A 23,468-nucleotide genomic window follows, 5' to 3' on the forward strand; every position below is an offset into this window, starting at 1 on the left:
CAGGATGTAGGAGTACGCATGGAGTTCAGTGTAAAAAGTGGCAGCCCAGAGAAACAGCGCAGCGCATGTATCGTTGTCGGTGTATTCGAACCGCGCCGCCTTTCTCCAGTAGCCGAGCAATTAGATAAGATTAGCGATGGCTATATTAGTTCACTGCTTCGTCGCGGTGACCTAGAGGGTAAACCTGGCCAGATGCTACTACTGCATCAAGTACCTGGTGTACTTTCAGAACGTGTTCTATTAGTAGGCTGTGGTAAAGAACGTGAGCTAGGCGAGCGTCAATACAAAGAAATTATCCAAAAAACCATCAGCACACTAAACGAAACAGGTTCTATGGAAGCAGTATGTTTCCTTACAGAACTTCACGTTAAAGGCCGTGACACTTATTGGAAAGTTCGCCAAGCGGTAGAAGCGACTAAAGATGGTCTTTACACATTCGACCAATTCAAGAGCAACAAGCCAGAGACTCGTCGTCCACTACGTAAATTGGTGTTCAACGTACCAACACGTCGCGAGCTAAGCCTTGGTGAAAAAGCGATCTCTCACGGTCTTGCTATTGCTTCTGGTGTGAAAGCATCTAAAGACCTTGGCAACATGCCACCAAACATAGCTAACCCAGCATACCTAGCCTCTCAAGCTCGTCGCCTAGCTGACGACTTCGAAACCGTAACGACTAAGATCATCGGTGAAGAAGAGATGGAAAAACTAGGCATGACTTCTTACCTAGCGGTAGGTCGTGGCTCTAAGAACGAATCTATGATGTCTATCATGGAGTACAAAGGCGCACCTGATTCAGATGCAAAGCCGATTGTACTTGTTGGTAAAGGCCTTACGTTCGATTCAGGCGGCATCTCACTTAAGCCAGGCGAAGGCATGGATGAGATGAAATACGACATGTGTGGTGCAGCGTCTGTATTCGGAACAATGAAAGCCTTGGCGAAACTGAACTTGCCAATCAACGTTGTTGGTATTCTAGCAGGTTGTGAAAATATGCCTGGTAGCAATGCTTATCGCCCAGGTGACATCCTAACAACTATGTCAGGCCAAACCGTTGAAGTTTTAAATACTGATGCTGAAGGTCGTTTGGTTCTGTGTGATGCACTAACTTACGTTGAGCGCTTTGAACCAGAATGTGTGGTGGACGTTGCAACGCTAACCGGCGCGTGTGTTATTGCTTTAGGTCACCACATCAGTGGCGTTCTATCAAACCACAACCCACTGTCTCACGAACTTGTGAATGCTTCTGAGCAAGCAAGTGACCGTGCATGGCGCCTACCAATGGCAGATGAGTACCATGAGCAGCTAAACAGCCCGTTTGCTGATATGGCGAACATCGGCGGCCGCCCTGGCGGTACCATTACTGCTGGTTGCTTCCTGTCTAAGTTCACTAAGAAATACCACTGGGCTCATCTGGATATCGCAGGTACAGCTTGGAAATCTGGAGCAGCAAAAGGCTCGACAGGTCGTCCTGTCTCAATGCTAGTCCAATTCTTATTGAACCGCAGCGGCCATGAGACTGAAGAGCAATCTTCAAAATAATGAAAAGGGCCTACGGGCCCTTTTTTAATAAGCACTATTTATTAGAGTCAGTTGACCAAGTAACATTAATAGCCACGATTTTCAGTTCGAGTATTAAGTATGCAGACTGCTACATTTTACATTGTGCCTTCAGACAGCCCGCAAGCCAGCGAAGAGGGTTTTGCTCACTATGTGCTGTTTCTTGCTCAGCACTTTGCAAAACAAGGCGCTAAACTTTATCTCAACTGTAATGACAAAGAACATGCCGAGCGTATTGCTGAAGTTTTCTGGCAAGTCGAACCCAGTGAGTTTATTGCGCACAACTTGGTTGGCGAAGGCCCAAAGTATTCAACCAACATCGAAATTGGCTATCAAGGCGTAAAACACAATTGGAATCGTCAACTGGTAATTAATCTGGCTGATAATCATACAACCTTTGCGAACGCCTTTGCTCAGGTGATAGACTTCGTGCCTTGCGAAGAAAAAGCTAAGCAACTCGCTCGAGAAAGGTATAAAATTTACCGTCAGGCTGGATATCAGCTACAAACTATCGAGATTCAACATCCATAGTCAAACGTCATAGTTAAAGCTCTCTTTGACTTTAAACTCAAGAAGCTTCACTTATGAAGTTTGACCACGATTAACCATTCACAGTATCCGTTTAAGAGCACTATGGAAAAGACATACAACCCAACATCAATCGAACAAGCTCTGTATCAGACTTGGGAAGAGAAAGGCTACTTTAAGCCACACGGTGACACATCAAAAGAAGCTTACAGCATCATGATCCCGCCACCGAACGTCACTGGCAGCCTACATATGGGTCACGCGTTCCAAGATACGATCATGGATACGCTTATCCGTGCTCAACGTATGAAAGGCAAAAACACGCTTTGGCAAGTGGGTACTGACCACGCTGGTATCGCAACTCAAATGGTTGTTGAGCGTAAGATTGCTGCTGAAGAAGGCAAAACAAAACACGACTACGGCCGTGAAGCTTTCATCGACAAGATCTGGGAATGGAAAGGCGAATCAGGTGGCACGATCACTCAACAACTTCGTCGTCTTGGTGCATCTGTAGATTGGGATCGTGAACGATTCACTATGGATGACGGCCTATCGGCTGCAACTCAAGAAGTGTTTGTTCGTCTATACGAAGAAGACCTAATCTACCGTGGTAAGCGTCTAGTAAACTGGGATCCTAAACTGCACACTGCAATCTCTGATCTTGAAGTTGAAAACAAAGACAAAAAAGGTTTCATGTGGCACTTCCGCTACCCGCTAGCGAACGGTGTTAAAACGGCTGATGGTAAAGACTACATCGTTGTTGCGACGACTCGTCCAGAAACCATGCTTGGCGATACTGGTGTTGCTGTTAACCCAGAAGATCCTCGTTACAAAGATCTTATCGGCAAAGAAATCCTACTTCCTGTTGTTAACCGTCTTATCCCTATCGTAGGCGATGAGCACGCAGACATGGAAAAAGGCACAGGTTGTGTGAAGATCACACCTGCTCACGACTTTAACGATTACGAAGTGGGTAAGCGCAACAACCTTCCAATGATCAACATCCTAACGTTCAACGCTGATATCCGTGATGCTGCTGAAGTATTCACGACTAACGGCGAAGAAAGCGATGTTTACTCAACAGATATCCCTGCTAAGTACCAAGGCATGGAGCGTTTTGCTGCACGTAAAGCTATCGTTGCTGAATTCGATGAGCTTGGTCTGCTTGAAGAGATCAAAGATCACGACCTTACCGTCCCTTACGGTGACCGTGGTGGTGTGGTTATCGAACCGATGCTGACTGATCAATGGTACGTGCGCACAGCACCTCTTGCAGAGCCTGCTGTTAAAGCGGTTGAAGATGGCCAAATCCAATTCGTACCTAAACAATACGAAAACATGTACTTTGCGTGGATGCGTGACGTGCAAGACTGGTGTATCTCTCGTCAACTTTGGTGGGGCCACCGTATCCCAGCATGGTACGACAACGATGGTAAAGTTTACGTAGGTCGCACTGAAGAAGAAGTTCGTGAAAAGAACAACCTAGCGCCTGTTGTTGTGCTTAAGCAAGACGACGACGTACTAGATACTTGGTTCTCTTCTGCGCTTTGGACGTTCGGCACACAAGGCTGGCCTGAAGATACTGAAGCACTGAAAACATTCCACCCATCTGAAGTACTAGTATCTGGTTTTGATATTATCTTCTTCTGGGTTGCTCGTATGATCATGATGACCATGCACTTCGTGAAAGACGAAGATGGCAAAGCTCAAGTACCTTTCAAAACTGTTTACATGACGGGTCTTATCCGTGATGAAAACGGCGACAAGATGTCTAAGTCGAAAGGTAACGTACTTGACCCAATCGACATGATTGACGGCATCGGCCTTGAAGAGCTAGTAGAGAAGCGTTGTGGCAACATGATGCAACCTAAACTGGCTGCTAAGATCGAAAAGAACACACGTAAAACATTCGAAAACGGTATCGAACCCTACGGTACTGACGCACTGCGTTTCACTCTTGCTGCTATGGCTTCAACTGGCCGTGACATCAACTGGGACATGAAGCGTCTTGAAGGTTACCGTAACTTCTGTAACAAGCTATGGAACGCAAGCCGTTACGTACTTATGAACACAGAAGAGCACGACTGTGGCATGTCACTGTCTGTAGAAGACCGTGCAAACATGGAATTCTCTCTAGCGGATAAGTGGATTGAATCTCAGTTTGAAGTTGCAGCGAAAGAGTTTAACGCTCACCTAGACAACTACCGTCTAGACATGGCAGCAAACACGCTTTACGAATTCATCTGGAACCAATTCTGTGACTGGTACCTAGAGCTCACTAAACCTGTTCTTTGGAAAGGGTCTGAAGCTCAACAACAAGCGACTCGTTACACGCTTATCACGGTTCTAGAGAAGACTCTACGTCTTGCTCACCCTGTTCTTCCTTACATCACTGAATCCATCTGGCAGAGCGTTATTCCGCTGATCGACGGCGTTGAAGGCCCTGATGCAGAAGAAAGAACCATCATGACTCAAGCGCTTCCTCAGTTTAATGAAGCTAACTTCAATGCTGAGATCGTTGACGACATCGAATGGGTTAAGACTTTCATCACCGCTATCCGTAACCTACGTGCGGAATACGACATTGCACCAAGCCAAGGCTTAGAAGTAATGATCAAAGTGGCTGATGAGAAAGATGCTGCTCGTATCGAAGCGAACAAGATCGTTCTGAACTCTCTAGCTAAACTAGACGACATTAAAGTTCTAGCAGACGGCGAAGAGACTCCGGCTTGTGCAACTAAACTGGTTGGCAAATCTGAGCTGATGATCCCAATGGCGGGTCTTATCGACAAAGATGCAGAGCTTGCTCGTCTAGATAAAGAAGTGGCTAAGACTCACGGTGAGATTAAGCGTATCGAAGGTAAGCTAGGTAACGAAGGTTTCGTTGCTAAAGCACCAGAAGCGGTTATCGCGAAAGAGCGTGAAAAGCTAGAAGGCTACCAAGAGACTCTTGTTAAGCTTGAAGAGCAAAAAGCGACAATCGCTGCGCTTTAAAACCGAGTGACCGAGAAGCCTTAGAACTTCTCACTCTAGACAAAAAGGTTGGCCTTCATGGTCAGCCTTTTTTTGTGCCCTAACTCTCAGTCAGCATCACACCATTTCATTGATAGCTTTTGCCTATCAAAACAATCTTAATTACCCATTATATTTAATGATAATAATTCTCAATAATAGACCTATCGAAACAACACAACGATTGAGTAATTATCATGAAAAAGACACTAACCTTTGCTGCATTACATTTTACTATCGCATTTAGTGTCGCTTATGTACTAACAGGCGACATCTTAATTGGTAGCTTAATCGCTATGATTGAACCCTCTGTGAATACTGTTGCCTTCTATTTTCATGAAAAGGCGTGGGCTCAAGTTCCAGCACTTAAAGCTCGTCAGTGGATGACCAAATTAAAAACAGCAAGCTTTGCTACCATCCACTTTAGTGTTGCCTTTACTGTTGTCTACTTGTTGACTGGAGATGCTTTTATCGGCGGTGTGATGGCTTTACTAGAGCCAACTCTAAATACCGTTGCTTACTACTTCCACGAGAAAGTCTGGTTACGAAAAGCTGAAAACCAAGCTGTACAAGCTCAGTTTTGTTTACATCAACACGCTTAACCTAAACCTCACTGAGGGATTAAAGTAACCTGCTTCGAATAACAACATTCATCTTACCATTGACAAAGTTGCGCATCGCAATTAAATTAATTGCGGTGCGCAACTTTGTTTCTTAATCCAAAGGTAGGTAGTTATGAATTCTCAACAGTTAAGAGACTATTCTCGTCAAACGGTTCGTTTACTTGGCATGCTTGATAAACAGTGTGGTGATGTCGACCTCACTCCAGTCCAGGCTCATACTCTTGGTGAAATCCAGTTGCAGCCAATCACCATCAACCAATTGGCACAGCAACTCAACGTAGATAAATCGAATGCTAGCCGCACTGTCACGGGTCTGATCAAACTTGGCTTAGTTGAAAGCCTAGAGAATCCAACAGACAAACGTAGCCAATTAGTCGCCCTGACCACTCAAGGTATTGATGCGTTATCTCAACTCGACCAGCAGCAAAGCATCTTCTTTGAAAAAGTACTCTCGGCACTCAATGGCAACGAACAACAACGACTTAAGCAAGGGCTTGAGAGTTACTTAAAAGGGTTAACGAAAGCATGCCAAGCGGATGAATTTGTATTACGCCCACTCACAGAGTCAGACAACCAACAATTAGCAGAAGTCATTCGCCAAGTTTCGGCTGAGCATGGACTCACAGAAGATAAAGGCTATGGCGTGGCCGATCCAACACTCGATGATATGTACTCTGTCTATAGCCAAGCGAATGCAATGTACTGGGTTATCGAACACAACGGAAAGATCGTCGGAGGCGGTGGCTTTGCCCCTCTAGCTGGTAAACCCAATGTGTGTGAGCTACAAAAGATGTACTTCTTACCTCAAACTCGAGGGCATGGCCTAGCCAAGCGGATTGTTGCTTTGAGCTTAAAGCAAGCCAAACAACTTGGGTATCAACACATCTATTTAGAAACGACGGAGTGCTTAGGTGCTGCGGTCAAACTCTATGAGAAACTTGGGTTTGAGCATCTTGACTCAGCTTGGGGAGAAACAGGCCACGACGCTTGTGAGGTTGTCATGGCCAAGTCGTTATAAGCAGAATGCGCCGCTATAGCGAAAGAAGATAGCGCTAAAATATAAGGAGTTAGCGTAGAAAGTTACTGACGCAAGAAGTTGGGTTCAAGGCAACAAAAGAACTCTCTTCTTGCCCATCAAGTACCACTTCTAATGGGTATAGATGCTTAGGGTTAGGATTCTCAATATCAAAAAGGATCGGCGCCTCAACCTGGAACACGACGCCAGTATGTTCAGCGCGTACATCAATCGGCATCACGAGTGTCATACCATTAAACTTGATGGATGCCGATACTAACCCCGCCTTTAGCGTTTGATAGATAACATCCACTTTAAACTCACAACCACCACCGTGGTGCCAGATTTGCTCGGTGACGACTTGTTCAAGCTTCACATTACGAACAAACTGCAAATACGGTGCGTGCCAAATCCCAATACGTGAATCTGATTTAGTAACGGCTGCTGAAGATACAGAGTCATCCATATCCTCTTCAAGTAACAGGCTCTCCTCTTCTTCAAGGAAAAGGATCTCAAAACGATTGCGACCAAGCTGCATATAAGGGCGAATGTCTTTACGATATTCAGCTTCGCTACCATCACAGTCAAACACGGCAACGCCATTGAGTCGTACTTCTGCAAAGTAGTCAACGCCTGCGACAACTAGCTCAACAAATGGGCACGCCAACATGGCATCATCCACTTCGATATCATGCATCAGGTGCCACTCTTGCTCTGCGATTTCCTCTTCACTCAAGTGATCAGGGAGTTTAGAGCTTAACGGAGCAGGAAAGGTAATGTCATCTTGTGGGATTGAGAGATCCGTCAGTGGCGAAATTTGCCAAAGACCATCGAGAGGTAGCCGCATGTCATTCCTTGAGCTAGATCAATTTTGACCGCATTATAATGAATGAATGCATATAAATACATTTATTTTTCTGAGGACAAAAAAATGCCAGCTAGTCGCTGGCATTCTTTTAAAATTAGGAAAGAATTACTCTTCGCCTCCATCATCTTCTTCAGGGTAGATAGCATCTGCACCTTCGTAGTAAGTGCCCCAACCGTCATAGATAATGTCAAATTTTTCTGCAAGATTCACAAGCTTTTCAACTTGCTCATCAATTGCTTCTGCATTCAGAGTACACTGCATCGTTGCATCACAACAAAGTAGCTTCTTACCATCTTCGTCTTCTGTCTCTTCAGCTTCAAGCACTTCAAAGCCCATTTTGAATGCTTCAACAACCGCTTTCTCAAGTACGTCGAAATCTTCAGCGAATAGGTGATGCTCAATATCGTATAGAGCTTCAGGATCGCTACCATCTTCAATTAATGCTGTAATGATGTCGCGAGTCTCTTCCTTTTGAAATTCAATTAATTCCGCTACTGATAGATATTCATCTTCGTGAGACATGTGTCTGCTCCAGAGTGTTGACTATGAAAAGATCAAATTTGATTGCCACGAAATATGGCACGGATCGTCTAGAAAAGCCACCTAGATCAGGCTTAGAAAGGTAAGTTTATTGCGAGATAGCAAAGGCGATATCGATTCAAAATTTAAATCAAAATCACATAAACAAATTTTCAACATTTTATTAACCATCGTGTATTTTAGCATTTCATTTTTATTATTACTTTTAGTCTTAGTCTTAAAAAATTGAGTGGTTAGTCATATCAAATGCATACTGACGATCTCTTGACTGATGCATAAAACCTCATTAAAAAGTAAATAACTGCATATTTTTTGAATGGAAAATCATGTTCACCAAGCATAGTGGATCATCGAATAACTAAAATTTGAGCATAGAACCGCAAAAAGTTTGTTCCAGAATTAAGCCTTTCGATTGGATTTTAATACCATAAAACTTAAATAACTCAGAATTTAAACCCAAAAACATCAGAACAATACAGCCTTTACACAATCTTCAAAACTTGCATATTACGATCAAGCTTGTCATAAATAGAAGTTGGATTAATAGTAAGGATGCAAAATGAGTAAGCTGTACGTTGGCTCCGAAGTCGGTCAATTAAGACGAGTTCTCCTAAATAGACCGGAAAGAGCACTCACCCACCTCACCCCTTCAAACTGTCACGAACTTCTATTTGATGATGTACTTGCCGTTGAAGCTGCTGGTGAAGAGCATGATGCCTTTGCAGAAACACTGCGTGACCAAGACGTTGAAGTGCTGTTGCTGCATGACCTATTAGTTGAGACACTCGCAGTGACTCAAGCTCGTGAATGGCTGCTTAATACTCAAATCTCTGATTTTCGTTACGGCCCTACATTCGCACGTGAGTTAAGAGAGTACCTTGCTCAAATGGACAATGAGCACTTAGCCACGCTCCTACTTGGTGGTTTAGCCTACTCAGAGCTTCCTATCAAATCATCATCGATGCTACCGAAGATGCATCGTCCACTCGATTTCGTTATCGAACCGCTCCCTAACCATCTATTTACCCGCGATACCTCATGCTGGGTTTACGGAGGCGTCTCCCTTAACCCTATGATGATGCCAGCTCGTCAACGAGAAACGAATCACTTGCGAGCAATATACCGCTGGCACCCTGTATTCGCTGGACAAGATTTTATTAAGTATTTCGGTGATGAAGATCTTCATTACGACAACGCCAATATTGAAGGCGGCGATGTACTGGTTATTGGTAAAGGCGCCGTTCTTATCGGTATTTCAGAGCGTACTAAGCCACAAGGTGTTGAAAACCTAGCGGCAAGTTTATTCAAATCCGGTCAAGCGAAAGAAGTCATTGCGATTGATTTACCAAAGCACCGTTCTTGTATGCACCTTGATACGGTAATGACACATATGGATATCGACACCTTCTCAGTTTATCCTGAGATTGTTCGCAAAGACCTGGACACCTGGCGCTTAACGCCAAAAGAAAATGGCGAGATGCGTGTAGAAAAGGCTGACAACTACCTTTCTGCTATTGAAGGTGCATTAGGACTCGATCAACTGAAAATCATAACCACGGGTGGTGACAACTACGAAGCTGAGCGTGAACAGTGGAATGACGCTAACAACGTACTAACGGTGAAACCGGGTACGGTTATCGGTTATGAGCGTAATGTTTACACCAATGAGAAATACGACAAAGCAGGAATCGAAGTACTGACGATTCCGGGCAACGAACTCGGTCGTGGCCGTGGTGGCGCTCGTTGTATGAGTTGTCCTATCGAAAGAGACGGTATCTAAGTCAAATAGCTCAACTAATCTCAAACAATAGTGTATCTAGGCCAGTATTATTTTACTGGCCTTTTTTATCAAAAAAATAAAATAAGTATTCACAAATATAGCATTTTTATGTTTAACTGGATTCTTCATTGATTCTATATACCCAAGGAGCGAGAGATGGCCTTTAATCTTCGCAATCGTAACTTTCTAAAACTTCTCGACTTTACTCCTAAAGAGATTCAGTTTTTACTCGATCTGTCTGCTGACCTAAAAAAAGCTAAGTATGCAGGTACAGAGCAAAAAAAGCTTAACGGTAAAAACATCGCTTTGATCTTTGAAAAAGCATCAACTCGAACTCGATGTGCTTTTGAAGTCGCCGCCTTTGATCAAGGTGCTCAAGTCTCTTATTTGGGTCCTTCTGGTTCTCAGATTGGTCAGAAAGAATCAATGAAAGATACGGCTCGTGTATTAGGTCGTATGTACGATGGTATTGAATATCGTGGTTTTGGCCAAAGCATTGTCGAAGATCTTGGCGCATACGCTGGTGTGCCGGTTTGGAATGGTCTAACCGATGAATTTCATCCAACCCAGATCTTGGCTGACTTCCTCACAATGCTTGAGCATGGTCGTGGTAAACATCTGCACCAAATCAGCTTTGCTTATCTTGGTGATGCACGTAATAATATGGGGAACTCTCTATTAGTGGGTGCAGCTAAAATGGGCATGGATATCCGCCTTGTAGCGCCAAAAGCATTTTGGCCAGAAGAACAACTTGTCGAAAAGTGCCAAGCCATTGCACAAAGCTCTGGTGCAACAATCACACTAACTGAAGACGTAACTGAAGGTGTGAAAGGCTGTGATTTCCTATACACCGATGTTTGGGTTTCGATGGGTGAAGCACCAGAAGCCTGGGACGAACGCGTGGCTGTAATGACGCCTTACCAAGTAAATATGGATGTCATAAAGCTCACAGGTAACCCTCAAGTGAAGTTCATGCATTGCCTGCCAGCTTTCCACAACAATGAAACCGTGATCGGCCAACAAGTCGCAGATAAGTATGGAATGAACGGTTTGGAAGTAACAGACGAAGTGTTTGAATCTGATTACTCTATTGTGTTTGATGAAGCAGAGAATCGCATGCACACCATCAAGGCGGTAATGGTGGCAACCTTAGGTCAATAACGAAGAATGAAAGTAAACAAAAGCTTGATGTAATCGCTTGCGCTCACAATTTGAAAGCGTATAATTCTCGGCAATTTGTCTGAGAGTAGTGAAAATGACGCCAACTAATATTGTGAAAACACATAATAAAATTGTGAAAACACCTAATATTGATCGCAAGCTAAGATGCTTAACAGGTCGTCTATTCTGCTTTTCAGCACTTTTTTAAAGCCTCCCATTATGGGAGGCTTTTTTATGGCTAATACATTATTATGAGGAAGAAGATCATGGCGAATTCGCTCTATCAAAAGCACATCATCTCAATTCCAGAGCTTTCTCGTGAAGAGCTAGAATTAATTGTTCAAACGGCAGGTCGGCTAAAGGCTGAACCAAACCCAGAACTCATCAAGAACAAAGTTGTTGCAAGCTGCTTCTTCGAACCTTCAACGCGAACTCGTCTCTCTTTTGAAACGGCTATTCAACGCATCGGCGGTGATGTGATTGGTTTCGACAGTGGTGGTAACACTTCACTGGCGAAGAAAGGCGAAACGCTAGCAGACTCAGTACAGGTTATCTCTTCATACGTTGATGCTTACGTAATGCGCCACCCTCAAGAAGGCGCAGCGCGTCTAGCCTCTGAGTTCTCTAACGGTGTGCCTGTTATTAACGCAGGTGACGGTGCAAATCAACACCCGACACAAACGCTATTAGACCTGTTCTCTATCGCCGAAACTCAAGGCCGCCTCGACAACCTGAACGTTGCATTCGTTGGTGACCTTAAGTACGGCCGTACGGTTCACTCTTTAACTCAAGCCCTAGCTAAATTCGACAACATCTGTTTCTACTTCGTTGCTCCAGAAGCACTGGCGATGCCTGACTACATTTGTGAAGAGCTTGATGAAGCAGGCATCAAGTACCAACTGCTGACAGACATGGAAGATGTCATTCCTGAACTTGATGTTCTTTACATGACTCGAGTTCAAAAAGAACGTTTTGATGAATCGGAATATGCGCACATCAAATCAGCGTACATCCTGACCGCTTCGATGCTGGAAAATGCACGTGATAACCTAAAGGTTCTTCACCCTCTTCCTCGTGTTGATGAAATTACTGTCGATGTCGATAAAACACCTTACGCGTACTACTTCCAGCAAGCAGAGAACGGTGTTTACGCACGTGAAGCACTGCTAGCCCTTGTTCTTAACGAAACACTGTAGAGGAGAGATATCATGTCTAAAGAGACTCAATTAAAAGTTGAAGCAATCAAAAATGGAACGGTTATCGACCATATCCCAGCCAACATCGGGATCAAGGTGCTAAAACTGTTCGACATGCATAACTCAAATCAGCGAGTAACGATTGGCCTAAACCTGCCATCTTCTGCGCTCGGTGGAAAAGACCTGCTCAAAATTGAAAATGTGTTTATTACGGAAGAGCAAGCGAGCAAGTTGGCACTTTACGCGCCTCACGCAACCGTTAACCAAATCGAAGATTACGCAGTCGTTAAAAAGCTGCCATTAGAACTTCCTGAGCAAATCAACGACGTATTTGAGTGTCCAAACACCAACTGCATCACTCACAACGAGCCCGTTGAAAGCAGCTTTAAGATCTTTGAAAAAAATGAAGATATTCGATTAAGGTGTAAGTACTGTGAAAAAGTTTTCTCTCGCGAAATCGTGACAGAAAGGTAACACGATACGGCAACACCGATCGAACGCAAAAACTACTCAATACCTCGTCTGTGCGGGGTATTTTACTCTTTACCTATCCTAAGTTTGAAGGCACACTGAAAATCAATTTTTATCTAATAATTGATGGAATAACTAATGACTAAAGTACTTCACACAGAATCTGCTCCAGCTGCAATCGGCCCATACGTACAAGGTGTTGACCTTGGCAACATGGTACTGACTTCTGGTCAAATCCCAGTAAACCCAGCAACTGGTGAAGTATCTGCAGATATCGCAGAACAAGCTCGCCAATCTCTAGATAACGTTCAAGCCGTAGTTGAAGCTTCAGGCCTGACAGTAAAAGACATCGTAAAACTAACGGTATTCGTTAAAGATCTAAACGACTTCGGTACTGTAAACGAAGTTTACGGTAAATTCTTTGATGAACACGGTGTTGCAAACTACCCAGCACGTTCATGTGTTGAAGTAGCGCGTCTACCAAAAGATGTAGGTATCGAGATCGAGGCGATTGCAGTTCGCAAATAGATTTTAATATCTAGAATAAACGGTTTCTAGTAAACAAGTTGGTATAAAGCTGAACGTTTATCAGAGACAAAAAAGGTTGCCCTATTGGCAACCTTTTTATTGTTCATCGTTTCGCTTAGCTTAAATTACTTCTTATTAAGCTCAACCACTTCTTTGTCTAACTCTTCAAGCTTAGCAGCCATCTGCTCACGAGCTAGGTTAGCCAGTTCACGAACATTCGACTTGCTGTAGCCTTCAGTGCTGATAGGTGGCAACATCTCAACAATCACGTGACCATTATTCCAGCGGTTCAGCTTCACGTCACCCGTTGAGCTACACACGATAGGAATAATAGGCAAGCCAGCACCAATCGCAGCATGGAAAGCACCCGTCTTAAACGGCAACAGGCCGCGGCCACGAGAACGAGTTCCTTCAGGAAACATCCATACAGACACATCGCTGCCTTTTAGGCTATTAACCACTTGATCAATCGTACCCACAGCTTTGCTGCGGTTCGCACGGTCGATCAAAATGTTACCCGTCAACCAGTAAAGCTGACCAAATAGAGGCATCCACGCTAGGCTTTTCTTACCCACTGTCACAACTTTAGGCGTTACCGCGGATGAAATCGTGAATAGGTCCCAGCTGTTTTGGTGGTTGGCCACATAAACATGCTGCCCGCGAGAGTATGCATCTTCCGGGATACGCAGCTCCAGCTTCATACCAAAGACTCTTGACATACGTCCAAAGTAACGGCCAAAAGTAAATACGTGTTTCGGGTTACGGGGGCTTAATAAACAGTAGCCACACCCAAATACAAACATAAGAATCGCAAATATCGCTAAAGCGAAAATACGTAAGATTGCTATCATTTTGTTCCTCACCAACCGTAACATTTATTTATCTGCTAACAGAGAATAGTAACAGAGTCATTTACGGTAAATACAACTATAAAAAAGCCGAAACCAAGGTTCCGACTTTTGTGTTTTTATCTTATTTACTCATGAAGACACTAACCTAAGTTAGTTAGGCTCATGAAATCGTGTGATGTTAGCACCTAAAGCTGACAGTTTATCTTCAATCTTATCGTAGCCACGATCGATGTGATAAATACGGTCAACGATGGTTTCACCTTGAGCAATACAACCAGCAATAACAAGGCTCGCTGATGCACGAAGGTCCGTAGCCATGACTTGAGCGCCGCTCAATTTCTCTGTTTCACCACAGATAGCCGTGTTACCTTCAATCTCAGCTTTTGCGCCCATTCGTTGTAACTCAGGAATGTGCATAAAGCGATTTTCGAAGATCGTTTCTGTAATCACACCACTGCCTTTTGCCATCATGTTTAGCAGCGTAAACTGTGCTTGCATGTCGGTTGGGAAACCAGGGTGTGGTGCTGTGACGATTTTCACCGCTTTCAGCTCACGACCTGTCATATCAAGGCTGATCCAGTCTTCGCCCGTTTCAACCTTCGCACCCGCTTCTTCAAGCTTCGCTAAGGCAGCTTCAAGAAGATGAGCGTTGGTATTGCGACAAACCACTTTACCGCCAGACACTGCCGCAGCAACAAGGAAGGTACCCGTTTCAATACGGTCAGCAACCACAGAGTGTTGACCACCACCAAGACGTTCAACGCCTTCGATAGTAATCGTGTCTGTACCGGCGCCAGAAATCTTAGCACCCAGTTTGTTTAGGAAGTCAGCAGTATCAACGATCTCAGGCTCACGCGCAGAGTTGTCTAATACTGTTTTCCCTTCCGCGAGTGTTGCTGCACACATGATAGTAATCGTAGCGCCAACGCTTACTTTATCCATCACGATGTGCGCGCCTTTCAAACGGCCATCAACATTTGCTTTCACATAACCATCTTCCAATGTAATGGTCGCACCTAGTTGTTCTAGGCCATGGATATGCAGATCAACAGGCCGAGCACCAATCGCACAACCGCCAGGAAGTGACACTTGCCCTTCACCAAAACGGGCCACTAGCGGACCTAAAGCCCAGATAGAAGCACGCATTGTTTTTACCAAATCATAAGGCGCACAAAACTCATTGATTTCGCTACCATCAACATGAACACTACCGTTGCGTGATACTTTTGCGCCTAAACGCTTTAGCAGTTCCATCGTAGTATCGATGTCACGTAGGTGAGGAACGTTACTTACTTCTACTGGCTCTTCAGCAAGAATTGAAGCAAATAAGATAGGTAGCGCTGCATTTTTTGCGCCTGAGATCGTCACTTCACCGCTTAACGGCTTGTCCGATCCAATAACTCGAAACTTTTCCATCATAAACCTTAAAGTGACATCAGTTTCTTATCACGTTCCCACTCTTCCGGCGTGAAAGCCTTAATAGAAAGAGCATGGATGTCATTGCGTTGAATGTATTCCATTAGTGGGCCGTAGATTAGTTGCTGCTTCTTAACTCGATTCATGCCATCAAAACATGGATCAACCGCAACAACTTCGTAATGACTGCCTTCCCCTTTCACGAAAATTTCCTGAAGGTTCAGTGCTTCTGCTAATAATTCTTGTACTTTTGTGCTGTCCACAAATAGCTCCTGCCTAATTTTTTATGTGTTCTGCCATCATTGGCTGGATATTGCTCAATTGGAACAACGTTCGTAATTGTTCTGGCACGAAACTGAGCATTATATGACAGTTTTGATTTTTTGCATGCTCTAATAAGTGAATTAGCATCACCATTCCTGCTGAATCGACTCGATTTATATGGCTAAGGTCAATTTCAACGCTCGATTCCGTCGTTTGCCACTTTTCCAATATACGCCAGATTGCAGGAACACTGTCTCGGTCGATATCACCGATCAGCTGATACTCTTTAGAGCTTAGTGCTTGCCATTGAGAATGGCTCATTATTTGTTACTCTCAAAACGAATCGGTTGTGCAGCTAATTTCTCTAGTTCGTCTGCAACTTGTAAGATGCCTTCTTGACGAATCTTAGTATTCCATTCCGATTGCTTGCTCGACAACAGGCTAATACCTTCAGCAACCATATCAAATGCTTTCCACTCGCCAGACTTCTTGTCTTTGCGAAGCTTAAATTCAAGCTTAATGTTTGGTCGCGGCGTATCGATGATATCGACCTTGATACTGGTAATACGGCTATCCGCTTTGATTTTTGGTTCTGGACCAAATTCAATCGTCTGATCTGTGTATTGAGTCAGCACTTGAGCATAAGAAGAAACCAGGTATTTACGGAATGAATCGATAAACACGCCCACGTCTTTTCTATCTGCGCCTTTCAAGTTTGGTCCAAGTAGCTTAAGAGCTGCATATTGTGCATTCACATAAGGCATCAACTCTTCTTCCACAATGACCTTCAATAACTCTGGATCTTGGTGGATGTTGTCTTGTTCACTCTTCAAACGCTCAAACGCCACTTCTGCAACTTGAGTCATCATCTGGTAAGGCTGAGTACGGTCAATCGATTCTACAGCAAAGGCTTGGGTAGACATAAGCAACGCCATTGCCGCCATAAACATTGATTTCAAGTAACCAATAGTTTTTAAATGACTAATATCTTTTAAATGACTAATAGTTTTCAACATCATCTTATTCCTTAGCTTCGCTGTCATTAGAACCACCAACGCTATACAGCACTTGGCCAATCAAATCTTCTAGTACTAATGCTGACTTGGTGTCTTCAATTGCATCACCATCGACCAGCATCTCTTCATCATCAAAAATAAAGCCTGGAACCAGACTAATGTACTGCTCACCGATTAAGCCAGACGTTAAAATTTGAGCGCTAGAGGTATCTGGAAATTGTGAGTATTTCCCGTCAATAGACAGTTCAACGACAGGAAGGTAGCTCTCGGTATCAAGCTCAATGCTTTTAACTCGTCCAACAACGACGCCACCCACTTTCACTGGAGAACGAACTTTTAGGCTGCCAATGTTGTCAAAGGTCGCTTTTAGATTGTAAGTATGGTTCGAACCTATGCCTTTTACGTCAGCGACTTGAAAGATCATGATTAAGATTGCGCAAATTCCGGCAATAACAAAGGTGCCGACCCATAATTCTAATTTTCGAGTTTGTTGCATGATTAATTCCCAAACATCAATGCGGTAAGAACAAAATCTAGCCCTAGTACCGCTAGAGAAGAGTGCACTACAGTGCGTGTGGTTGCCTGACTAATACCTTCTGAAGTCGGTACTGCGTCATAACCATTGAAAAGTGCGATCCAAGTTACGGTGATAGCGAAGACCATACATTTGATCATGCTGTTACCAATATCTCGGCCAAGTTCTACTGAAGACTGCATCGCAGACCAGAAACTGCCGTGATCAATGCCTTTCCAATCAACACCAACCAGTTGACCGCCCCAAATACCGACCGCCATAAAAATCATAGCAAGCAATGGCATTGAGATAAGCCCGGCCCAAAGACGTGGTGCAATAATGCGTTTAAGAGGGTCAACGGCCATCATCTCAAGGCTTGAGATCTGCTCTGTTGCCTTCATTAGACCAATTTCTGCCGTAAGTGCTGAACCGGCTCGACCTGCAAATAATAACGCAGTCACCACAGGCCCCAACTCACGTAACAGTGAAAGCGCGACCATTTGGCCAAGGTTTCCCTCAGCGCCGTAGTCAATTAACACGACATAGCCCTGTAGGCTAAGCACCATGCCGATGAACAAACCCGAAACTAAAATAATAGCCAATGACTGAACGCCAACGCTATAAAGTTGTTTTACTAATAAGGGGAAGTTTTTTAGTCGCGGGATGCCAAACAAAGCCCCAAATAACATCAGGCTTGCTCGACCAAATGACTCACAGATCGCAAGTGTACGCTTACCGACACCCGCAATAGTTTTAACAATCATATTAAAACAAATCCTTTTCTAAGCTCTTCGCAGGGAATCTAAATGGTACTGGACCATCGGCTTCGCCTTGCAAAAATTGCTGCACTCTCGGATCGCTATTGTTGTACAACTCATCAGGTGTTCCAGCGGCAATGATCTTGCTATCCGCCATGAGGTAAACCCAATCAGCAATACTCATCACCTCAGGCACATCGTGAGAAACGACAATAGAGGTTAAGCCCAAGGCTTGATTGAGGTTTCGGATCAATTCAACCAATACGCCCATAGTGATTGGGTCTTGGCCAACAAACGGCTCATCGTACATGATAAGTTCTGGATCCAGCGCGATCGCACGAGCCAACGCTGCTCTCCTCGCCATACCGCCAGACAACTCACTCGGCATTAATTGCGCTGCCCCTCGTAATCCTACCGCTTCAAGCTTAAGTAATACGATGGTACGAATGAATTTTTCATTAAGTTCAGTGTGCTCTCGCAGTGGAAACGCCACATTATCAAACACATTGAGATCAGTAAAAAGCGCACCTGATTGGAATAGCATGCTCATTTTCTTACGTGCTTGATACAGCTTTCGACGTGATAATGCAGGGATATTGTCGCCATCAAACCAAACTTCGCCTTTATCTGGCGGCAGTTGCCCACCAATCAAACGCAGTAAAGTCGTTTTGCCGATCCCAGACGGCCCCATGATTGCGGTTATCTTGCCTTGAGGCACCTCTAAACTGATGTCATCAAAGATAACGCGCTCACCGCGTGAGAAGCTGAGGTTCTTAACTTTCACAAGCTCAGTGTTCAACATATTTTTGTTGTTTCCTTGCTTTAAAAAACGCCAATTATGGCTGCAATAATAATGAGTCTACTTTAGAATTAAAAGCACTGTTCAATTAATTCATATTAAACATGAATCTATGCAGGGATTTGAAAGCATTAGAAAATTATCTATTCAGCTCTTTTTCTTACCGACTAACTAGTAATTAATTTGCCGAGTGACTTCCCTTTTATCTAGCAACAGGTCAAAATTAGCGGTTAATTCTTCGTTTTTTATTAATTTTTTTAGGAATCATCATGCTTGAAGCGATTGCGTTTCTTATTATCGGTCTAGGTTTTTTGGTGTGGAGCGCAGATAAGCTGGTCTACGGCGCCGCGGCTCTTGCTCGCAACTTCGGTATCTCACCACTAGTTATCGGTATGACGATCTTAGCAATGGGTTCTTCAGCTCCTGAAATGATGGTTTCTGCGACAGCAGCCCTTGACGGCAAAACAGATACAGCCGTAGGTAACGTTATCGGCTCAAATATCGCCAACATCGCCCTGATTTTAGGTATTACTGCGCTTATCAAGCCGTTATCGATTAGCTCTGGCGTCATTCGCCGTGAACTACCATTAATGATTGGTGTCACTCTACTAGCAGGCGCACTCCTCTGGGATAACCATTTAGGTTTCTATGAAGGCGTATTACTGTTTGTACTTTTTGCCGCGTTCTTGTTTGCCATGCTGCAAATCAGCCGCAGTGAGAAGAAAAACGGCGATGCCTTCCTGGATGAACAAGAATCCGAGATTCCTCAAGGTGTAAGTAATCCTAAAGCCGCGATGTGGGTCGTGATTGGTTTAATCATTCTGCCTTTGGCCGCCGACATGTTGGTTGATAACGCGGTGATCATCGCGAAATATTTCGGCATGAGTGATCTAGTGATTGGTTTAACCATCATTGCCGTTGGTACTAGTTTACCTGAACTTGCAGCGTCGCTTGCTGGTGTGATGAAAGGGGAAGATGATATGGCCGTTGGTAACCTCATCGGTTCAAACGTATTCAACATCCTTGCGGTTATGGGGATCCCGGGCATCCTAAACCCTTCGATCTTGAGCGAGTTCGCTATGGGGCGTGACTTCTGGGTAATGCTAGGCGTGTCGCTGCTGCTTGTTGTTATGGCACTAGGAAAATCTCGTAGCGTGAATCGTATTGAAGGCGGTGTGTTAATCGTGACGTTCGTGGCCTATCAAAGTTACCTACTAATGAATATGTCGGCTTAATTGTTAATTTAACTTCTCGTACTTGGAGTATTTGATGTCTCAGCCATTTGATTACCGCAGTGTTGCAAAACAAGTTTTGGACACCGAAGTTGCAGGTCTCACCCAATTAGACCAATATTTTAATGATGATTTTTGCAAGGCTTGCGACCTTATCCTGAACAACAAAGGCAAAGTCGTTGTGATGGGCATGGGGAAATCAGGTCACATTGGCAACAAAATCGCAGCCACATTAGCAAGTACCGGGACATCGGCTTTCTTTGTACACCCAGGTGAAGCAGCGCATGGCGACTTGGGTATGATCGAACCTGGCGATATTGTGATTGCAATATCCAACTCAGGTGAATCGGGAGAAATCCTCAGCCTATTCCCTGTATTGAAGCGTCTGAACATCAAGATCATCAGCATGACAGGTAAGCCAGCATCGAACATGGCGACCTTGTCCGATATTCATTTACAAATTTCAGTACCGGAAGAAGCGTGCCCACTGGGCTTAGCACCAACCACCAGTACCACGGCGACTTTGGTAATGGGTGATGCGTTAGCCGTTGCACTTTTGCAGGCTCGAGGATTCACCGCTCAAGATTTTGCACTGTCTCATCCAGGTGGCGCTTTAGGTCGTCAACTGTTGTTGAAGCTCGACGACATCATGCACACAGGCGATTCACTTCCTGTTGTAGCACCTGACGCACTAGTAAGAGACGCTCTACTAGAGATATCTCAGAAAGGCTTAGGCATGACGGCCATCGTTGGTGAAGATGGTCAAATGGCCGGTATTTTTACTGATGGTGATTTGCGCCGTATCTTAGACAAACGCGTTGATATCCATAACACGCAGATCGGTGATGTAATGACACTTAATCCGACGGTAGCTGAACCCAACATGCTTGCAGTTGAAGGCCTAAACTTGATGCAAGCTAAGAGCATCAATGGCCTGATGTTGTGCCAAGAAGGTAAACTGGTTGGAGCGCTAAACATGCATGACTTACTGAAAGCAGGAGTAATGTAATGACACAGACAGTCGAAACTCTATACGGCACGGTCGATGCTAATGTATTTGCAGTAGCAAAAGAGATCAAACTCCTAATTTGTGATGTCGATGGTGTCTTCTCTGATGGTCGCATCTACATGGGCAACAACGGTGAAGAGCTGAAAACCTTCCACACTCGTGACGGTTACGGTATCAAATCACTGATGAATGCAGGCATTGAAATCGCGATCATCACGGGTCGCAAATCTCAAATTGTTGAGAATCGTATGACCGCTCTGGGCATTAAGCTGATTTATCAAGGTCAAGACGATAAAGTTAAGGCATACCAAGATATTTGCGATAAGCTTTCTGTAAACCCTGAAAATACAGGTTACATCGGAGACGATCTGATTGACTGGCCTGTAATGGAAAAAGTTGGCTTGAAGGTCTGTGTGGCAGATGGGCACCCGCTACTTGCAAAGCGTGCAAACTACGTGACAACCATTAACGGTGGTCATGGTGCGGTACGTGAAGTCTGTGACCTTATTTTACAAGCAAGAAATGAACTCGACGTGCATAAAGGTTTAAGCATATGAGTTTTACTCGTATTATCTATTTAATACTCATATTTATTGCCTCTTGGTCGACCTATTACCTGTACGACAAAGAGCAAACATCAACGATACAAGTGGCTCCCAATTTGGAGCTGCCCGCGTTTAGTGGCAAAAGCCTGAACAACATTAGCTACGACGAAAGCGGTATTCGCAGCTATCAGGTTGAATCGACGTATTTAGAACACTACTCAGTGGTTGGCGATACGCACTTTCAAAACCCAGTTCTTTCGGTATTCCGTGAAGGGCATACGATTGAATGGCAAGTCACCGCTGATCGCGCGATTATGGATGAGAATCAAGTTGTCACTTTTTATGACAACGTCGTGGCAAAGAACCTGTTGCCAGAAGCCAGCTTCGATACAATGACCACAGATAAAATGGTTGTTGAGCTGCCTAGCCGAGATTTTTATTCAGATACTCCGGTCCATATGATCGGTACATTTTTTGAAACTGAGGGACAAGCAATGAAAGGTAACTTCGGTACCAACAATGCTACCCTCTTTAATTCTGTTCAAGGTAGATATGAAACTCTTACACCTTAGTTTATTCGCTTTGACCCTTGCGGCACCTAATGTCTATGCTCTGTCTTCGGATAGCGAGCAACCTGTCTACATTGACTCAGACAGCCAGCAATTGGATATGAAAAGTAACCAAGTGACTTTCCTTGGTGATGTGAACCTTAAACAAGGCAGCATCAATATCAATGCCGACAAGGTTATTGTTACTCGTAACGCCGTAAATGGTGAGATTGAAGAGATTCAAGGCTTCGGTAAGCCAGCAACCTTCTCTCAGCTTACTGACGACGGTAAGACACTCTACGGCGAAGCTGACGATTTACATTACCAGCTTGTTGCCGACCGACTGATCATGACCAAAAATGCGATGCTATCTCAAGATGGCAGCATCATTCGCGGTTCTAAGATCACTTACCAGATCGGTTCTCAGAAATTAGTCGCTGACAGTGGTGAAAACAAACGAGTGTCAACGGTTTTACAACCAACGGAAGTGAATAAGTAACGATGGCTGTCTTAAAAGCAAAAAACCTAGCGAAAACCTACAGTAAACGTAAGGTGGTAACCGACGTAAGCTTGCAGGTAGAGTCAGGCCAGATCGTCGGCCTGCTTGGACCGAACGGTGCAGGTAAAACCACGTCTTTCTATATGATAGTTGGTCTGGTTGCGCGTGATGAAGGCACCATCAGCATTGATGACCGAGACATCAGTATCTTACCAATGCACAGTCGATCTCGCCTTGGTATCGGATACCTACCTCAAGAAGCGTCGATTTTCCGCAAGTTGTCTGTAGAGAACAACATCATGGCGGTTTTACAAACCCGTGATGAGATGACCAACGAACAACGCCAAGATAAACTGGAAGACCTGCTAGAAGAGTTCCACATCCAACATATCCGCACCAGCAATGGTATGGCTCTGTCAGGTGGTGAGCGTCGTCGTGTAGAGATTGCTCGAGCACTCGCAGCAAACCCGCAGTTCATTCTATTAGATGAACCATTCGCTGGTGTTGACCCGATCTCAGTAATCGATATCAAAAAAATCATTGTTCACCTGCGCGATCGCGGCTTGGGCGTTTTGATTACCGACCACAACGTTCGTGAAACATTAGACGTGTGTGAAAAAGCTTACATCGTAAGCCAAGGACACCTGATTGCTGAAGGTACTCCTGAAGATGTTCTCAATAACGAGCAAGTTAAACAAGTTTATCTAGGCGAACAATTCCGTCTATGATTAGATAGAG

General features: G+C 44.3%; 26 protein-coding genes. 16 read left to right on the forward strand and 10 right to left on the reverse strand.

Annotated features, from left to right (window positions below; genetic code table 11):
• Positions 1-18 precede the first annotated feature (18 nt).
• The 5 genes from pepA to WR49_RS21075 all read left to right on the forward strand — a co-directional run bounded on the left by pepA (position 19) and on the right by WR49_RS21075 (position 6,738).
• Complete coding sequence (pepA, locus tag WR49_RS13970) at positions 19-1,539, forward strand: leucyl aminopeptidase (protein WP_017055301.1); 1,521 nt, start codon at positions 19-21, stop codon at positions 1,537-1,539.
• 99 nt (positions 1,540-1,638) lie between these two features.
• Positions 1,639-2,088 carry a DNA polymerase III subunit chi gene (locus tag WR49_RS13975; protein ID WP_046224431.1) on the forward strand — a complete coding sequence of 150 codons (450 nt, stop codon included), beginning with the start codon at positions 1,639-1,641 and terminating at the stop codon, positions 2,086-2,088.
• A gap of 102 nt (positions 2,089-2,190) precedes the next feature.
• Complete coding sequence (locus tag WR49_RS13980; RefSeq protein ID WP_046224432.1) at positions 2,191-5,079, forward strand: valine--tRNA ligase; 2,889 nt, start codon at positions 2,191-2,193, stop codon at positions 5,077-5,079.
• Positions 5,080-5,294: 215 nt separating this feature from the next.
• A complete protein-coding gene (locus tag WR49_RS13985; protein WP_046224433.1) occupies positions 5,295-5,699 on the forward strand; it encodes a DUF2061 domain-containing protein in 405 nt (134 codons plus the stop codon).
• Positions 5,700-5,832: 133 nt separating this feature from the next.
• Positions 5,833-6,738 (forward strand): bifunctional helix-turn-helix transcriptional regulator/GNAT family N-acetyltransferase, encoded by a 906-nt coding sequence (locus WR49_RS21075; protein WP_082082783.1) that lies wholly within the window; start codon positions 5,833-5,835, stop codon positions 6,736-6,738.
• Positions 6,739-6,787: 49 nt separating this feature from the next.
• On the opposite strand, the gene WR49_RS13995 is transcribed toward WR49_RS21075, so the two are convergent.
• A complete protein-coding gene (locus tag WR49_RS13995) occupies positions 6,788-7,582 on the reverse strand; it encodes a glycosyl hydrolase 2 galactose-binding domain-containing protein (RefSeq protein WP_046224434.1) in 795 nt (264 codons plus the stop codon).
• 126 nt (positions 7,583-7,708) lie between these two features.
• Positions 7,709-8,125 carry a ribonuclease E inhibitor RraB gene (gene rraB / locus WR49_RS14000; RefSeq protein WP_046224435.1) on the reverse strand — a complete coding sequence of 139 codons (417 nt, stop codon included), beginning with the start codon at positions 8,123-8,125 and terminating at the stop codon, positions 7,709-7,711.
• Between the two features lie 577 nt (positions 8,126-8,702).
• On the opposite strand from rraB, the gene arcA reads away from it, so the two are divergent.
• The 5 genes from arcA to WR49_RS14025 all read left to right on the forward strand — a co-directional run bounded on the left by arcA (position 8,703) and on the right by WR49_RS14025 (position 13,279).
• Complete coding sequence (gene arcA / locus WR49_RS14005) at positions 8,703-9,923, forward strand: arginine deiminase (RefSeq protein ID WP_017055309.1); 1,221 nt, start codon at positions 8,703-8,705, stop codon at positions 9,921-9,923.
• A gap of 156 nt (positions 9,924-10,079) precedes the next feature.
• The gene (locus WR49_RS14010) at positions 10,080-11,084 is read left to right on the forward strand and encodes an ornithine carbamoyltransferase (protein ID WP_046224436.1); all 1,005 of its coding nucleotides are present in this window, start codon (positions 10,080-10,082) and stop codon (positions 11,082-11,084) included.
• A gap of 266 nt (positions 11,085-11,350) precedes the next feature.
• Positions 11,351-12,280 (forward strand): aspartate carbamoyltransferase, encoded by a 930-nt coding sequence (gene pyrB, locus WR49_RS14015; RefSeq protein ID WP_017055311.1) that lies wholly within the window; start codon positions 11,351-11,353, stop codon positions 12,278-12,280.
• Positions 12,281-12,292: 12 nt separating this feature from the next.
• Positions 12,293-12,754 carry an aspartate carbamoyltransferase regulatory subunit gene (pyrI, locus tag WR49_RS14020; RefSeq protein WP_017055312.1) on the forward strand — a complete coding sequence of 154 codons (462 nt, stop codon included), beginning with the start codon at positions 12,293-12,295 and terminating at the stop codon, positions 12,752-12,754.
• Between the two features lie 135 nt (positions 12,755-12,889).
• Positions 12,890-13,279: a RidA family protein gene (locus WR49_RS14025; RefSeq protein ID WP_004735319.1), complete on the forward strand. Its 390-nt coding sequence runs from the start codon at positions 12,890-12,892 to the stop codon at positions 13,277-13,279.
• 125 nt (positions 13,280-13,404) lie between these two features.
• Here WR49_RS14025 and WR49_RS14030 read toward each other — a convergent pair whose 3' ends face one another.
• The 8 genes from WR49_RS14030 to mlaF all read right to left on the reverse strand — a co-directional run bounded on the left by WR49_RS14030 (position 13,405) and on the right by mlaF (position 18,900).
• A complete protein-coding gene (locus WR49_RS14030; protein WP_017055313.1) occupies positions 13,405-14,130 on the reverse strand; it encodes a 1-acylglycerol-3-phosphate O-acyltransferase in 726 nt (241 codons plus the stop codon).
• Between the two features lie 150 nt (positions 14,131-14,280).
• Positions 14,281-15,546 (reverse strand): UDP-N-acetylglucosamine 1-carboxyvinyltransferase, encoded by a 1,266-nt coding sequence (murA, locus tag WR49_RS14035; protein ID WP_046224437.1) that lies wholly within the window; start codon positions 15,544-15,546, stop codon positions 14,281-14,283.
• An 8-nt stretch (positions 15,547-15,554) separates the two neighbouring features.
• The gene (ibaG, locus tag WR49_RS14040) at positions 15,555-15,809 is read right to left on the reverse strand and encodes a BolA family iron metabolism protein IbaG (RefSeq protein WP_017058924.1); all 255 of its coding nucleotides are present in this window, start codon (positions 15,807-15,809) and stop codon (positions 15,555-15,557) included.
• Between the two features lie 13 nt (positions 15,810-15,822).
• Complete coding sequence (locus WR49_RS14045; RefSeq protein WP_046224438.1) at positions 15,823-16,131, reverse strand: STAS domain-containing protein; 309 nt, start codon at positions 16,129-16,131, stop codon at positions 15,823-15,825.
• A complete protein-coding gene (locus WR49_RS14050) occupies positions 16,131-16,760 on the reverse strand; it encodes an MlaC/ttg2D family ABC transporter substrate-binding protein (protein ID WP_156155680.1) in 630 nt (209 codons plus the stop codon). The genes WR49_RS14045 and WR49_RS14050 overlap by 1 nt, the downstream gene beginning before the upstream one ends.
• Positions 16,761-16,830: 70 nt before the next feature.
• On the reverse strand, positions 16,831-17,322 hold the full coding sequence (mlaD, locus tag WR49_RS14055; RefSeq protein WP_046224439.1) for an outer membrane lipid asymmetry maintenance protein MlaD: 492 nt from the start codon (positions 17,320-17,322) through the stop codon (positions 16,831-16,833).
• A 2-nt stretch (positions 17,323-17,324) separates the two neighbouring features.
• On the reverse strand, positions 17,325-18,104 hold the full coding sequence (mlaE, locus tag WR49_RS14060; RefSeq protein ID WP_046224440.1) for a lipid asymmetry maintenance ABC transporter permease subunit MlaE: 780 nt from the start codon (positions 18,102-18,104) through the stop codon (positions 17,325-17,327).
• Between the two features lies 1 nt (position 18,105).
• Positions 18,106-18,900, reverse strand: coding sequence for a phospholipid ABC transporter ATP-binding protein MlaF (gene mlaF / locus WR49_RS14065; RefSeq protein ID WP_046224441.1), 795 nt, complete (start codon positions 18,898-18,900; stop codon positions 18,106-18,108).
• A gap of 266 nt (positions 18,901-19,166) precedes the next feature.
• On the opposite strand from mlaF, the gene WR49_RS14070 reads away from it, so the two are divergent.
• The 6 genes from WR49_RS14070 to lptB are packed head-to-tail and all read left to right on the forward strand — an operon-like array spanning position 19,167 to position 23,458.
• Entirely contained in the window at positions 19,167-20,132 is a 966-nt protein-coding gene (locus WR49_RS14070) for a calcium/sodium antiporter (RefSeq protein WP_017055322.1), read from the forward strand.
• A 34-nt stretch (positions 20,133-20,166) separates the two neighbouring features.
• Positions 20,167-21,138, forward strand: coding sequence for an arabinose-5-phosphate isomerase KdsD (gene kdsD / locus WR49_RS14075; protein ID WP_046224442.1), 972 nt, complete (start codon positions 20,167-20,169; stop codon positions 21,136-21,138).
• Complete coding sequence (gene kdsC / locus WR49_RS14080; protein ID WP_019821458.1) at positions 21,138-21,695, forward strand: 3-deoxy-manno-octulosonate-8-phosphatase KdsC; 558 nt, start codon at positions 21,138-21,140, stop codon at positions 21,693-21,695. Before kdsD ends, kdsC begins: the two co-directional genes overlap by 1 nt.
• The gene (gene lptC, locus WR49_RS14085; RefSeq protein ID WP_046224443.1) at positions 21,692-22,255 is read left to right on the forward strand and encodes an LPS export ABC transporter periplasmic protein LptC; all 564 of its coding nucleotides are present in this window, start codon (positions 21,692-21,694) and stop codon (positions 22,253-22,255) included. Before kdsC ends, lptC begins: the two co-directional genes overlap by 4 nt.
• On the forward strand, positions 22,236-22,730 hold the full coding sequence (lptA, locus tag WR49_RS14090; protein WP_017058914.1) for a lipopolysaccharide transport periplasmic protein LptA: 495 nt from the start codon (positions 22,236-22,238) through the stop codon (positions 22,728-22,730). Before lptC ends, lptA begins: the two co-directional genes overlap by 20 nt.
• Positions 22,731-22,732: 2 nt before the next feature.
• Positions 22,733-23,458 (forward strand): LPS export ABC transporter ATP-binding protein, encoded by a 726-nt coding sequence (gene lptB / locus WR49_RS14095; protein WP_004735304.1) that lies wholly within the window; start codon positions 22,733-22,735, stop codon positions 23,456-23,458.
• Positions 23,459-23,468 lie beyond the last annotated feature (10 nt).

Source organism: Vibrio sp. ECSMB14106 (assembly GCF_000972265.1).
Lineage (GTDB): Bacteria > Pseudomonadota > Gammaproteobacteria > Enterobacterales > Vibrionaceae > Vibrio > Vibrio kanaloae.

Excerpts from the sequence above, each read along its gene's own strand:
- arcA (WP_017055309.1), top strand. The coding sequence starts at position 8,703 with ATGAGTAAGCTGTACGTTGGCTCCGAAGTCGGTCAATTAAGACGAGTT.
- kdsC (WP_019821458.1), top strand. The coding sequence starts at position 21,138 with ATGACACAGACAGTCGAAACTCTATACGGCACGGTCGATGCTAATGTA.
- murA (WP_046224437.1), bottom strand. The coding sequence starts at position 15,546 with ATGGAAAAGTTTCGAGTTATTGGATCGGACAAGCCGTTAAGCGGTGAA.
- lptC (WP_046224443.1), top strand. The coding sequence starts at position 21,692 with ATGAGTTTTACTCGTATTATCTATTTAATACTCATATTTATTGCCTCT.
- mlaD (WP_046224439.1), bottom strand. The coding sequence starts at position 17,322 with ATGCAACAAACTCGAAAATTAGAATTATGGGTCGGCACCTTTGTTATT.
- WR49_RS14030 (WP_017055313.1), bottom strand. The coding sequence starts at position 14,130 with ATGATAGCAATCTTACGTATTTTCGCTTTAGCGATATTTGCGATTCTT.
- mlaF (WP_046224441.1), bottom strand. The coding sequence starts at position 18,900 with ATGTTGAACACTGAGCTTGTGAAAGTTAAGAACCTCAGCTTCTCACGC.
- pyrI (WP_017055312.1), top strand. The coding sequence starts at position 12,293 with ATGTCTAAAGAGACTCAATTAAAAGTTGAAGCAATCAAAAATGGAACG.
- kdsD (WP_046224442.1), top strand. The coding sequence starts at position 20,167 with ATGTCTCAGCCATTTGATTACCGCAGTGTTGCAAAACAAGTTTTGGAC.
- WR49_RS14050 (WP_156155680.1), bottom strand. The coding sequence starts at position 16,760 with ATGTTTATGGCGGCAATGGCGTTGCTTATGTCTACCCAAGCCTTTGCT.
- pepA (WP_017055301.1), top strand. The coding sequence starts at position 19 with ATGGAGTTCAGTGTAAAAAGTGGCAGCCCAGAGAAACAGCGCAGCGCA.
- WR49_RS21075 (WP_082082783.1), top strand. The coding sequence starts at position 5,833 with ATGAATTCTCAACAGTTAAGAGACTATTCTCGTCAAACGGTTCGTTTA.
- WR49_RS14045 (WP_046224438.1), bottom strand. The coding sequence starts at position 16,131 with ATGAGCCATTCTCAATGGCAAGCACTAAGCTCTAAAGAGTATCAGCTG.
- lptA (WP_017058914.1), top strand. The coding sequence starts at position 22,236 with ATGAAACTCTTACACCTTAGTTTATTCGCTTTGACCCTTGCGGCACCT.
- mlaE (WP_046224440.1), bottom strand. The coding sequence starts at position 18,104 with ATGATTGTTAAAACTATTGCGGGTGTCGGTAAGCGTACACTTGCGATC.
- WR49_RS14025 (WP_004735319.1), top strand. The coding sequence starts at position 12,890 with ATGACTAAAGTACTTCACACAGAATCTGCTCCAGCTGCAATCGGCCCA.
- WR49_RS13975 (WP_046224431.1), top strand. The coding sequence starts at position 1,639 with ATGCAGACTGCTACATTTTACATTGTGCCTTCAGACAGCCCGCAAGCC.
- WR49_RS13985 (WP_046224433.1), top strand. The coding sequence starts at position 5,295 with ATGAAAAAGACACTAACCTTTGCTGCATTACATTTTACTATCGCATTT.
- WR49_RS13995 (WP_046224434.1), bottom strand. The coding sequence starts at position 7,582 with ATGCGGCTACCTCTCGATGGTCTTTGGCAAATTTCGCCACTGACGGAT.
- WR49_RS14010 (WP_046224436.1), top strand. The coding sequence starts at position 10,080 with ATGGCCTTTAATCTTCGCAATCGTAACTTTCTAAAACTTCTCGACTTT.
- WR49_RS13980 (WP_046224432.1), top strand. The coding sequence starts at position 2,191 with ATGGAAAAGACATACAACCCAACATCAATCGAACAAGCTCTGTATCAG.
- WR49_RS14070 (WP_017055322.1), top strand. The coding sequence starts at position 19,167 with ATGCTTGAAGCGATTGCGTTTCTTATTATCGGTCTAGGTTTTTTGGTG.
- lptB (WP_004735304.1), top strand. The coding sequence starts at position 22,733 with ATGGCTGTCTTAAAAGCAAAAAACCTAGCGAAAACCTACAGTAAACGT.
- pyrB (WP_017055311.1), top strand. The coding sequence starts at position 11,351 with ATGGCGAATTCGCTCTATCAAAAGCACATCATCTCAATTCCAGAGCTT.
- rraB (WP_046224435.1), bottom strand. The coding sequence starts at position 8,125 with ATGTCTCACGAAGATGAATATCTATCAGTAGCGGAATTAATTGAATTT.